This window comes from Streptomyces sp. NPDC006879 (assembly GCF_042869595.1).
Classification (GTDB): domain Bacteria; phylum Actinomycetota; class Actinomycetes; order Streptomycetales; family Streptomycetaceae; genus Streptomyces.
This window is the reverse complement of record NZ_JBIAGC010000015.1, coordinates 12,102-25,485: the sequence shown is the minus strand read 5'-3', so window position 1 is coordinate 25,485 and position 13,384 is coordinate 12,102. Positions and strand designations below refer to the sequence as shown.

The following is a 13,384-nucleotide window of genomic DNA, read 5'->3' as shown; positions in this document are numbered from 1 at the left end:
GGGGCGCGCGGTTCGATGCGAAAGCGAAGCATCGCGTGCCCCGGGGACCGGCATTCCAGCAAAGATCACCTGGCGCCGTTGAAGTAAGGCGTACAGAACCACTCCACAGGAGGACCCCAGTGGCGAAGGCGAAGTTCGAGCGGACTAAGCCGCACGTCAACATCGGCACCATCGGTCACATCGACCACGGTAAGACGACCCTCACGGCCGCCATTACCAAGGTGCTGCATGACGCGTACCCGGACCTGAACGAGGCCTCGGCCTTCGACCAGATCGACAAGGCTCCTGAGGAGCGCCAGCGCGGTATCACCATCTCCATCGCGCACGTCGAGTACCAGACTGAGGCGCGTCACTACGCCCACGTCGACTGCCCCGGTCACGCGGACTACATCAAGAACATGATCACGGGTGCCGCGCAGATGGACGGTGCCATCCTCGTGGTCGCCGCCACCGACGGCCCGATGCCGCAGACCAAGGAGCACGTGCTCCTGGCCCGCCAGGTCGGCGTTCCGTACATCGTCGTCGCCCTGAACAAGGCCGACATGGTGGACGACGAGGAGATCCTGGAGCTCGTCGAGCTCGAGGTTCGTGAGCTCCTCAACGAGTACGAGTTCCCGGGCGACGACGTTCCGGTCGTCCAGGTCTCCGCGCTCAAGGCGCTTGAGGGCGACAAGGAGTGGGGCGAGAAGCTCCTCGGCCTCATGCACGCCGTGGACGAGGCCATCCCGACCCCGCCGCGTGACACCGACAAGCCGTTCCTGATGCCCGTCGAGGACGTCTTCACGATCACCGGTCGTGGCACCGTCGTCACCGGTCGTATCGAGCGTGGTGTCCTGAAGGTCAACGAGACCGTCGACATCATCGGTATCCGCCCGGAGAAGACCACCACCACGGTCACCGGCATCGAGATGTTCCGCAAGCTGCTCGATGAGGGCCAGGCCGGTGAGAACGTCGGTCTGCTCCTCCGTGGCATCAAGCGCGAGGACGTCGAGCGCGGCCAGGTCATCATCAAGCCCGGTTCGGTCACCCCGCACACCGAGTTCGAGGCCCAGGCCTACATCCTGTCGAAGGACGAGGGTGGCCGTCACACCCCCTTCTTCAACAACTACCGTCCGCAGTTCTACTTCCGTACCACGGACGTGACCGGCGTCGTGACCCTCCCCGAGGGCACCGAGATGGTCATGCCGGGCGACAACACTGAGATGAAGGTCGAGCTCATCCAGCCCGTCGCCATGGAGGAGGGCCTGAAGTTCGCCATCCGTGAGGGTGGTCGTACCGTGGGCGCCGGCCAGGTCACCAAGATCACGAAGTAATTCGTGTGCTGACCTGGTAGCTCTCCAGAGCTACTGAAGAAGGGCCCCGTCCCCTCGCGTAAGCGAGGCGGCGGGGCCCTTCCGCGTCCCGGCCGGTGGTCAGGCCGCTCGCCCCGCGCTCTCGGAGCAGCCACGGCAGTGGCCCGGGGTGGGGGAGCGGAGGGCGCGGTCGCGGCCGGATGGCGCAGATCCTCCGGCAGATCCTCCGGCAGGTCCGCGGCCAGGGTGCGTCCTACGGCTTCGGGTATCTGGATGTGCAGTGCCAGCCCGATCGCGGTCAGGGAGAGCGCGTGGTGTTGGGCGAGATGGTCGCCGACCACGGTGTAACAGGTTTCGTGGCGCATGTTGACACGGAGGACACCGGATCGGGGGTACCGGCAGGAACGGGCGACGAGGCGCGCTAGGGGGTCGGTGAGGCGTCGGACGGTCAGCTTCTCCCATCCGTAGCGGAACGGTTGCGGCAGGAACAAGCCGATTTCACCAACTGTGCGTGTCCGTCTATTCACTTGAAACCCCCTGAGGGAGGTTCTAGCTTTAGGCGATCTTTATGTCACGGGGGGTCGGGGGAACCCTGTTTCACCACAGGTGGGGGACATGCATTTCCAGTCAAGGAGGCGGCTTCGCCATGCCCTCGGCGTTGTGCTCGGCGCAGCGCTGACGGCGGGGCTCACGCCCATTGGACCGGTCGCCGGAGCCGCGGCCAGACAGACCGCACAGGGGAGCGCCGACGCGTCCTCCGTATCGATAGAAGCTCGACGCGAGGCCGCCAAGACCGGTAGACCGGTCGAGCTCCTAGAGGCCCGCGACGCGTACAGCACCACCGTCGTCAACCCGGACGGGACGTTCACGCTCACCCAGTCGACCACGCCCCAACGTGTCAGGGCGGACGACGGTTCCTGGCATCCGATCGACACGACCCTCGAGCGGCGGGCAGACGGGACCATCGGGCCGAAGGCCGCGGTGGTGGACCTCTCCTTCTCCTCGGGTGGCCCGGACGGACCGCTGCTGCGTCTCGCCGAACAGGGCGGGGCCCTGGAGCTGGACTGGTCCGATGCCCTGCCCGGGCCCCGGCTCGACGGGGACACCGCGACCTATCCGGAGTTGTTCGAAGGCGTCGACCTGAAGTTGACCGCGACTGCCGAGGGCTATCGTCAGGTGCTGGTGGTCAAATCGGCCCGCGCCGCTGCGAATCCGCGGCTCCAGCAGATCCGCTTCGGGGTCCGGACCGACGGCTTGGATCTCGTACCCGGTGCTGCCGGGGGGCTGCGTGCCCTCGACGCCGACGGCAGGCCTGTCTTCCGGGGACCCGCTGGTCTCATGTGGGACTCTGCCGGGAGTCCCACGGCAGGCCCGCGGGCCTCAACCCCTCTTCCTGCGAACAAACTTGCGCAGGTACCCCGGCAGAACCGATCCGCCTCACAAACCCAGGGGGACGCGGATCGAGCCGGCGCACCGCACACCGAGTTCGCTCGACCAACCAAGGGAGACAGCACCGAGATCCTCCCGGTGCGCGTCGAGCCCGGAGCGCTCAGCGTCCGTCCCGTCAGCGACCTCCTGCACGGACCGGAGACGGTTTACCCCGTGTACATCGACCCGACACTGGGTGTCGGAGCGTCCGAACGCACCGTTCTGTCCTCGGACGGCGACAAGTTCTACGCGTTCGACGACGACCTAGGCGTCGGCAGGTGTGGAAACGCGGACGGCTACTACTGCGGGTCGGGGTACGTGAACCGCATGTACTTCGAGTTCGGTGCCGGCCGACTCGCGAACAAACAGGTCCTCGACGCCACGTTCCGCGCCTACGAGACCTGGTCTTTCAACTGCACCCCGCACTGGGTCGACCTGGTCCGCACCGACAACATCTCCGAGGGCACCCGCTGGCCGGGACCTGCGCACCGCGACCACCTCGGTGACCGTTACGTGTCCAACGGCCGAGGCTCCGCCTGCTCTCCGGAACAACCTGACAGCTGGGTCGAGTTCAACGACAACCCGGCGGAGCCGGACGAGAACCTCACTGATGCGGCGCGAGCCCTGGCCGACGGGCGGTTCTCCCGCCTGACCCTGATGCTGAGGGCGAAGGACGAGGGGGACACCAGGGCCTGGAAGCGCTTCAAGCCCAATGCCGAGCTTCAGGTCCAGTACGTCACCAAACCCGGTGTCCCCACGAACGTCGGGGTCATCCCGGGGGAGGGGGAGACGGCCTACTGCTCGACCTCGGCATCGAACCCCACCGTCGTCACCCGTGCCGATCCGACCGCCACGGCCCGTGTCCAGGCGGCTTCACAGCCGGTGGGGACCGAGTATCGCGGCGCCCTGCGGGCCTACCTCTATGCCGAGCGCAAGGACCCCACCAGCGGTGACTGGATCCGGTCCTGGGAGTCCACCGCTCCGTCGACCGGCTACCACGTGGACGGCACCTTGGAGAAGGTCCGGATGAGCCCGCGGCACGACGGGCTGCTCCACCGCATGCGTGCCCGGACGCAGTCCCACTGGACCTACGACGCGGTCACCTCCAGCTCGGTGTCCGCCTACTCCTCCTGGTGCTACTTCCTGATTGACTCGACGGCCCCCAAGGCTCCCGTGATCACCTCGTCCGCCTACCCCCGTTGCACGGCCGACGACTGCCCGTCCTCCGGCTCTCCCGGCGAGCCCGGCAACTTCACCTTCAAGCCGAACGCTGCGGACAAGGACATCAGCGGCTATCGCTGGCGGTTGGAGGGGTCGGGTGAACCCGCGGAGGTCGTGGCCGGAAGCACCGTGAGTGTTCCCATCTCCCCCCCGCTCGGCGGGACCTTGACGCTCACCGTCGAGGCGCGCGACGTACACAAGCGCTTCGGAACGCCGTCCGACTACACCTTCAAGGTGGGTCTTCCGTCCGGCCCGGTCGGTCACTGGCACTTCGCCGAGGCTCCCGGCACGAAGGCGGCACCCGACACCGGCACCGGCGGTACCGCGCGGCAACCCGCCCTGATCCACACGGTCGCCGGAACCAAGGCTGCCGACTTCTCCCTCCAAGGCCGCCGAGGCATCGGCGACGGATCCCTCTACCTCAACCGTGGCAGTGTCCACCCGGAGCAGCGCACCGGCTACGCCGACACCGAAGGCATGCCCGTGAACACGCGTGACTCCTTCACCGTGTCCACCTGGGTGCGACTGAACGACGCCGACAGCACCCAGGTCGTGCTGGCCGCCCCAGGTGACAACCTGGGCGCCGCGCTCACGCTCTACTACTCGGCGGGTGACAGGAAGTGGGTCCTCAACCGGAGCAACCACGACGGCACGGAAGGCGTGGTGGCCATCCGGTCCCTGGCCGAGGACACCGCCCCACCGACCCAGGTGTGGACGCACCTGACCGCCGTGTACAACACCAGGTGTGTGAGCGGGACCTGTAGCGGTGACCACGCCGACGACACGCTCCAGCTGTTCGTCAACGGGCGCCCCCAGGGCTCTGCCGTCGAGCTCGCCTCGGTGTCCCCGACCTACAGGCCGTGGACGGCCAACTCTGGTTTCCAGTTCGGCCGATCGCGAGTGAACGGCAGTTACGGCGGATATCTGCGGGGCCGCATTGACGAGGTCAAGGTCTGGCAGCGCGCCCTCACTCAGGCGGAGATCCGGCGGGAGGGCGAACTGCTGGAGGCTGACCTGCCCGGAGCCGAGCTCGCAGCCCGCTGGGACTTCGAGGAAGCCGCCGCAGGGGACACCCGGGTCCCGGACACTTCCGGCTACAGCGCGGACGCTATGAACCTGTCCGACGAGGGCGCGGCCATCTCCGTGGACAGCGGTGTGAAGTTCAACGGGGTCAAGGGGCATGCCCGCGCCGATGGCCCGGTCGTCGACGAGACCGGCTCCTTCACCGTCACGGCCAGTGTGCGCCTGGACTCGGCCGCGCTCAAGAACAAGCCCGTCGGGTACCAGGCCCGCGTTCTGGGCCAGGCCACTCCCTCCGGTGACCAGTCTTCCTGGTCGCTCTGGGCGACCAAGGTCTCCGACGACGGCCCGCGCGGTCAGTACGTCTGGCACTTCGGTCGCACCGCGGTCGACTCCTCGGGCAAGGTCCGCCAGGCCGCCTCACTGACCAGCAGTGACTTCGCCGCGCTCGACGAGTGGGTTCAGATCACCGGGGTCTATGACGCCGCCAGGCCCCAGGACGGGAAGTACGGAGAGATCCGTTTCTACGTGGAGGGCAACGAAGCGGGCAACGGCACACCTGCGTTCAGCCTCCCCTTCCGGACGACGACCACCGTCACCGCGGGGCGCGGCTCACTCCTGGGCAGCGTCGGCAACTACCTGGCCGGCTGCCTGGCCGAAGTGCGCATCTGGTCGGGCGCGATGACGTTCGAGCAGGTCCGCTCCCGCGTCAACGGCATGGGCTGACCGATCGCTCCCCCGGGGCGGCGGCCCTAACCGCCGCCGCCCCGCCACCCCGAGGTCCCGCTGAGGACCACGGGGCCCGCACCGTACCCGCCGCAGCCGTCGGCGGACCGAGGAGGAACAGCACCGATGAGTGTGCACCCCGGCCCTGGGGGAACCAGGGCCTTCACAGCCTGGAATCGACGACTCGCCGTCGTCGCGGGCTTCGGCTTGCTCCCAGGGCTCTTGACCCCAATCGCCAGCGCCGCCCAACCGGAACCGCTGGGGCGCCAGGCGCCACAGAAGTACCAGTCCAGCAAGGTTCTGACGCTGCGTCACGAGGTGGACGCGAAGACCCGGGAGACTTCGAGGGCCGCCGCAGAAGCCGACCGGCAGGCCATCGCCCGGGGGGAGGCCCAGCGCGCCAGGAAGGTCGCCTGGCCCAAGCCCGGAACGACCCGACTGACCGCCTCGGCCAAGCCCCCGTCCACGAGCGCACCCGGTGGCCTGCCGATGCGGCTCGCCCACACCACCTCGGGCGCTCGGACCACGAAACCTGTCCCCAGCGGTGGGCAGGTGTCCGTCGAGGTCCTCGACCAGGCAGCCGCCACGAAGCTCGGGCTCAAAGGCGTTCTGCTGAAGGTCACTGGACCCACTGGCGGGGGCCGTGCCCAAATCGACGTCGACTACAGCTCCTTCGCCTCCGCCTACGGCGCCAACTGGGGCGCGAGGCTACGGGCCAAGCGCCTGCCGTTGTGTGCGCTGAGCCGGCCGGGAGACCCGCGCTGCACCACCGTCATGCCGTTGGGGTCCACCAACGACGAGGCCGGCCAGCTGGTGAAGGCAGAACTGGACTTCAAGCCGGCGTCTCCTCCCTCGACCGGGAGCCTCACCGCCGCGGTGCCGGCCGCTCGTACCGCAGCAACGGGTGAGACGCTCCTGGTTGCTCTGTCGGCGGGTGCTTCGTCTTCCAAGGGTGATTACGCAGCCACTCCGCTGTCGGCTTCCTCGTCTTGGGAGAGCGGTGGTTCTTCTGGTTCCTTCACCTGGTCGTATGCGCTGAGTGCGCCTCCGGCTGCGGCTGGTCCGCAGCCCGGGCTGGCGATCTCCTATGACTCGGGCAGCGTTGACGGGCGTACCGCGTCGACCAACAACCAGGGCACGCTGGTCGGTGAGGGTTTCGATCTCACGTCCTCGTTCGTGGAGCGCAAGTACGGCGTCTGTGATGACGACGGCCAGTCCGGAAAGTACGACCTGTGTTGGAAGTACGAGAACGCCTCGCTGGTGTTGAACGGCAAGTCCACCGAGCTGGTCAAGGATGACACCAGTGGTGAGTGGCGCCTGAAGAACGATGACGCCTCGACGGTGATCCATTCCACCGGCGCCGACAACGGCGACAGCGGGGACGACATCAGCGGGGGCAAGGGCGACGGCAAGGGCGAGTACTGGACCGTCATCACCGGAGAGGGCACCAAGTACGTCTTCGGGTTGAACAAGCTGGAAGGCGCGGGCGCCGAACGCACCGAGTCGGTGTGGACCGTGCCGGTGTTCGGTGACGACGCCGGTGAGCCCGGGTACTCCTCGGGCACGGGTTTCTCCGGTCGGTGGAAGCGGCAGGCATGGCGCTGGAACCTCGACTACGTCGAGGACACCCGTGGCAATGCCATGACGTACTGGTACGACGCCGAGACCAACTACTACGACACCCTCGGCAACGACAACAATGGCACCTCCTATGACCGCGGCGGCCACCTCAAGGAGATCCGCTACGGGCAGCGCGCCGACGCGCTGTTCAGCGGGGCCTCCAACAAGGTGGTCCTCGCCTACGAGGAGCGCTGCACCCAGTCAGGAACCGGCTGCTCCTCGCTGACGAAGGACACCCGGGACAACTGGCCGGACGTCCCCTTCGACGCCCTGTGCAAGGCCGGCGCCAAATGCACCGACAACGTCGGCCCGACCTTCTTCACCCGCAAGCGGCTGACCTCGGTCACCACCTACGCCTGGAACGCCGCCGCCTCGAAGCCGGCGATGTCCGCCGTCGACGAGTGGAAGTTGAAACAGGCGTACATGGACCCCGGTGACACTGGTGACTCAACCGACCAGACGTTGACCCTGCAGGAGATCCGCCACACCGGGCGCAACGGAACCGACCTCACCCTGGACCCGGTCACGTTCGACTACGAGATGCTGCCCAACCGGGTGGACAGCGGCACCGACGACATCCTGCCCTTCCACAAGCCGCGGCTGCGGGTGATCACCTCCGAGACCAAGGCCACCACGCAGGTCAGCTACATGAAGGCTGACTGCGCCGCCAGCCAGAGCATGCCGCGCCCGGACCAGAACACCCGGCGCTGCTACCCGGTGATCTGGGCTCCCAACGGCGGGCAGGCCACTCTCACGGACTGGTTCCACAAGTACCCCGTCGAGGCCGTCTCCACCACCGCGGAGTACGGCGGTACCTCGGGCATCGAGCACTCCTACACCTATGAGGGCGGCGGGGCCTGGCACTACAACGAGGACCCGTTCACCAAGGAGAAGGAGCGCACCTGGTCCATGTGGCGCGGATACTCCAAGGTCACCCACACCACCGGGCGCGCCGGCGTCACGCGGTCCAAGACCGTCGATGTGTACCTGCGGGGCATGAACGGTGACCGGGTGCTGTCCGACGACGGCAAGACCGTGGACCCCGACAAGCGCCGCTCGGCTTCGGTCACCGGTGTGTTCGCCGGCAGGCACACCGACCACGAACAGTACGCCGGCTTCGCCCGGGAAAGCGTCGTCTACAACGGCTCCACCCCCATCTCGAACACCATCAACTCGCCGTGGAGTAAGCGGACCGCGACCCAGCACAAGTCGTACGCCGACACCGAGGCGTACTACCTGCGGACCTATGCCACGTATCAGCGGACCTGGGTGACCAGCAGCGGCACCGGCACCTGGCGCACCCGCACCACCGGCACCAGCTATGACAGCTACGGCATGCCCGTGACCTCCCGCGACGAGGGCGATACCGCCGTCCTCGGCGACGAGAAGTGCACCCGTACCTGGTACGCACGCAACGACGCCGCCGGCATCAACACGCTGGTCTCACGCGTCCGGGTCACCGCAAACGACCCGACGAACCCGGTCGCCAACCCGTGCACCATCAAGGACGCCGACCTCGACCTACCCGCCGACTCCAGCCGTGCCGGCCAGGTCATCTCCGACACCGCGACCCGCTACGACTCCACCGCGCAGTGGACCTCGACGCAGAAGCCCACCCGAGGACTCGCCCGCTGGACCGGCCGCGCCGCCGGCTACACCTCCGACGACGAACCCATCTGGCAGAAGACCAGCACGGCCTCCTACGACGGTCTCGGCCGAGCCACCGAGGCGAAGGACACCAACGACGACGTCACGGCCACGACCACGTACACGCCGTCCGCCTCGGGTCCGCTGACCTCGACCGTGGTCACCAACGCCAAGGGCCACAGCACGACCACGCGTGTGGACTTCGCCACCGGTGCGCCGGTCAAGGTCACGGACGCCAACGGCAAGGTCACCGAGAGCGAGTACGACTCCCTCGGCCGCGTCACCAAGGTGTGGCTCCCGAACCAGATGCGGCTCCTGGACGGCAAGCCCAACTACACCTACGCCTACGGACTCACCGGCAAGGCCATGCCTTGGGTCGCCACCCACACGCTGCGCGGCGATGGCTCCGGCTACAACACCAGCTACCAGCTCTACGACTCGCTGCTGCGCCTGCGACAGACGCAACGGCCGTCCCCGGCCGGCGGCATGCTGGTCGACCACGTCCGCTACGACACCCGCGGCCTGGCACTGAGCCAGATGACCGACATCTGGGTGGAGGACCACAAGCCCTCCTCGAAGGCCGTCGACCTTCCCAGCAACTCCGCGCCGCTGGAGGTCGTCACCCAGTACGACGGCGCCGAACGACCGATCAAGGTGACCACCAAGAACCTGAGCGACACCCTGTGGATCACCACCAACGAGTACACCGGTGACTCGGTCACCAGCACCGCCCCAGAGGGGGGCCAGGCCACCACCGTGGTCACCAACGCCCTCGACCAGACCACGGAGCGCCGCGAGTACCCGGGCGCCACGGCCACGGGCACACCGACCCTCACCAGGTACAGCTACACCGCCGCCGGCCAACAGTCCCTCGTCACCGGCCCGGACAACGCGAAGTGGACGTACTCGTACGACCTCTTCGGGCGACAGACCGAAACCACCGACCCCGACAAGGGTAAGACGGAGGCCGCCTACGACGAACTCGACCGCATGGTCCGCAGCGAGGACGCCCGGGGCAAGGTCCTGCTCCCCGCCTACGACGAACTCGGCCGCCAGACCGGGCTGTGGGATGGCAGCAAGACCAATGCCCACAAGCTCGCCGCCTGGACGTTCGACTCCCTCTACAAGGGGCAGCAGGACAGCGCCACCCGCTATGACGGGGGACTGTCCGGCGATGCGTACACACAGAAGGTCACCTCGCGCGACCACCTCTACAACGTGACGCGCACCGACCTGCTCCTGCCCTCCGACGACCCGCTGGTCAAGGCCGGAGTTCCCGCGAACCTCTCCTTCGACAGCCAGCTGTTCGTGGACGGAACCGTCAGGTCGATGGGCCACCCCGCCGTGGCGGGACTTCCCAGCGAAGGGGTCTCCTTCGACTACGACTTCGCAGGCGTCGGCCTACAGACCTACCTCGGGGGGAGGAACGGCTACCAACTGGGCGCCACCTACAGCCCCCTGGGCGAGCTGACCCAACTGGTGCTCGGCAAGGACGGGACCAGCTCTTCGGAGAAGGCCTACCTCAACTACAGGTACGAGCAGGGTACCCGCCGCCTGACGAACGCCTTCGTCACCGACGACGTCCACAGCTACAAGCCGCAGGACCTGCACTACGGCCGTGACCTGGCGGGCAACGTCACCTCCGTCTTCGACAAGGCCACCCTCGCCGGCGCCTCCGAAGCCGACTACCAGTGCTTCGACTACGACGGCTATCGCCGGCTGGTCCAGGCATGGACCCCGAAGACCGCCGACTGCTCCAAGGCCCCGACCACGGCCGCTCTGGACGGGGCCGCGCCGTACTGGAGCTCGTACACCTACACCGGTGCTGGGCAGCGGAAGACCGAGACCCGGCACGCCGCCAGCGGCAGCAGCACCACCAACTACACCTACGGCACCCCGGCCGGACAGCCGCACGCACTGACGAAGACGGCCACCGGCAGCACCACCGACTCCTATACCTACGACAAGTCCGGAAACACGCTCACCCGACCTGGCAGCCAGGCCACCCAGACCCTGAGCTGGAACACCGAGGGCAACCTCGTGGGGACCAGCGAACCGGCGGCGGGCGGCAAGCCCGCACTCGGCAACACGTTCCTCTATGACGCCTCGGGCCAACTGCTGATCCGTCGCCCGACCACCGCGGACGGCGAGACAATCCTCTACCTGCCCGGCGGCAATGAGGTCAGCCTCAGTGTCAAGGGCAGCAAGAAGACACTCTCCGGTACCCGCTACTACACGGCCGCCGGGCAGACGGTTGCCGTCCGTACCGCGACCGTCGGGACTTCCGGTAGCCAGTTGGACTTCCTGGTAGCCGACCACCACGGCACCTCAAGCCTGGTCCTGGACGCCGACTCCTACGCGGTCAAGAAGCGGTACACCACACCGTTCGGCGCGCCCCGGGGCCGTGAGGTCACTGGATGGCCCGACGACAAGGGCTTCCTCGGCAAGCCGGCGGATCCCACCACCGGCCTGACCTACATCGGAGCCCGGGCATACGACCCGAAGACCGGCCAGTTCGCCAGCGTCGACCCGCTGCTGGAACTCGACAAGCACCAGACGCTCAACGGCTACAGCTACAGCATCAACAACCCGCTGACCTTCTCCGACCCCACGGGCATGGGCCTGCAGTGCGGGCGCAACTCAGGACCCGAGAACATCCCCTGCCCCACCAACCCGGCGACCAACAAACCGGGCAACGGGCGACCTGGCGAAGCGATCCGCGGCGGTGGCGGCAACGACGGCACTTCGCATGTGGACAACAGAGGCGGAACCACATCCGGCAGCGGAGGTAATTCGGGAGCCTCTTCAGTCAGGAAAGCGACTGGCTTCCTCAAGGGGATTGTTGACGACTTCAACAGCTTGTTCTATGGCACTGTCAGTAACGTCCCTCACACCGCCTCGCTCTTCGGATGGCTAGTCGACGGTGACTGTTGGAACGGCGGCGCCGGAGCGCCAGGTTGCGATTATGGTGGAGACTTCGACGACTGGGTCTCGTCACATGACGTTAACACCACTAGCGACTGGTATCGGGCCCCCAGTGCCATCGCGGCATTCTTTTCGCACAAGCCGATGAGGTCCAGGGCTAGGTCGGGTCAATCATCTGGGCGCATTAAATCAGGCACGAATTGCAAGTGTTTCCTTGCCGGCACGGGCGTGCTAATGGCCGATGGGGAAAATAAGAACATCGAAGATGTCGTGCCGGGTGACAAAGTCAGGGCAACCGATCCCGTCACTGGCGAATCGGATAGTCGCGAAGTCGAACGTCTCATCGTCACGGAGGACGACAAGCACTTCAACAAGCTGTCCATCGCCACCTCGAACGGCTTCGATGAGCTGACCGCCACCTATGAGCACCCCTTCTGGTCGCCCTCCGAGGCTCAATGGATCAACGCCCACGCTTTGGTGCCGGGGATGACTCTGCTGGCAGACGATGGCTCTACGGTCATCGTCACCACCAACCATCCGTTCACTAAGCGTGCGAGGACCTATAACCTCACCGTCAAGGGTCTCCACACGTACTATGTGCTCGCAGGCTCCACGCCCGTCCTGGTCCATAATTCGGGACCGTGCCCAACGGCGCGTTTCGTCACTGACGCCAACGGTGTGACGATCGACCTAAAGCCCTTGGGCAGAGGGTCGACTGGAAGGACAGCGCCAAATAGTCTGAATGAGCAGCTTGCGATGGAAACGGTCATGGCGAACCCAATGGCAGGAAGGGTCATTCCCCTCAAGAAGGGTATGACTGATCCCCGGTGGATGGGATCGGATGGTTGGGTTAAAATGACCAGGAGGGTAAATATGGGAGCTGAGGGTGATGTGGAGATTCATTATGTGATGAACACGATCACTGGGCATGTCGACGACTATAAGTTTAAATAGGAACCTGAGCCTATTCTGGCTCAGAATGGAGAGGCCGGGAACATGATTCCCGGCCTCTCCGGGGCATGTTTGATGCGTTGACGGAAGGGAGTGTAATTATGGAAGTTACTTGCATCAAGGAGCATGTTGACGGCAAGTCGGAAATTTCGATGGAATACAACTATGGTGGGGCGCCTGAAGTCACTGCAGGATTGTCCTATCCGGTGGCCGGAATGTCGATATATGCTGGCGTGGCTATGGTCTTGATTCGGGACGATGCCCAGCTCCCTGGCTGGTACCCCATGGAAATGTTTGACGTGCGAGATCCTCGAATGCCGTCTCACTGGTTGTTCGCAAAATATCCTGGATCGGAGTATCTCCAGGCGCTTTGGGGGTACGAAGAGCTGATTAATGATGAATTCCATTACGATGCGCTCTTGGAGCGCGATAATGGCGCACTTGTAATCTTTAGTAACAGGCTCAGGGGCTCCGGAGTTGCTGACGCTTAAACTCCTATTCTCGATCCGGGTAGGTGGCTGATGGCGGTTCCAGGCGGAGGTGTATCCATGATC

Annotated in this window: 5 protein-coding genes; all 5 read left to right on the top strand. The window is 66.0% G+C overall.

Going from position 1 to position 13,384, the window contains the following annotated elements; genetic code table 11:
• Window positions 1-119 precede the first annotated feature (119 nt).
• The 5 genes from tuf (at window position 120) to ACFYMC_RS14390 (ending at window position 13,321) form a co-directional block, all read left to right on the top strand.
• The gene (gene tuf / locus ACFYMC_RS14410; protein WP_388523881.1) at window positions 120-1,313 is read left to right on the top strand and encodes an elongation factor Tu; all 1,194 of its coding nucleotides are present in this window, start codon (window positions 120-122) and stop codon (window positions 1,311-1,313) included.
• 179 nt (window positions 1,314-1,492) lie between these two features.
• Window positions 1,493-1,717 carry a hypothetical protein gene (locus ACFYMC_RS14405; RefSeq protein ID WP_388523878.1) on the top strand — a complete coding sequence of 75 codons (225 nt, stop codon included), beginning with the start codon at window positions 1,493-1,495 and terminating at the stop codon, window positions 1,715-1,717.
• A 190-nt stretch (window positions 1,718-1,907) separates the two neighbouring features.
• The gene (locus tag ACFYMC_RS14400; RefSeq protein WP_388523875.1) at window positions 1,908-5,687 is read left to right on the top strand and encodes a LamG domain-containing protein; all 3,780 of its coding nucleotides are present in this window, start codon (window positions 1,908-1,910) and stop codon (window positions 5,685-5,687) included.
• A gap of 126 nt (window positions 5,688-5,813) precedes the next feature.
• The gene (locus ACFYMC_RS14395; RefSeq protein WP_388523872.1) at window positions 5,814-12,833 is read left to right on the top strand and encodes an RHS repeat-associated core domain-containing protein; all 7,020 of its coding nucleotides are present in this window, start codon (window positions 5,814-5,816) and stop codon (window positions 12,831-12,833) included.
• A 65-nt stretch (window positions 12,834-12,898) separates the two neighbouring features.
• Window positions 12,899-13,321 carry a hypothetical protein gene (locus tag ACFYMC_RS14390; RefSeq protein ID WP_143667766.1) on the top strand — a complete coding sequence of 141 codons (423 nt, stop codon included), beginning with the start codon at window positions 12,899-12,901 and terminating at the stop codon, window positions 13,319-13,321.
• The last annotated feature ends 63 nt before the right edge of the window (window positions 13,322-13,384 follow it).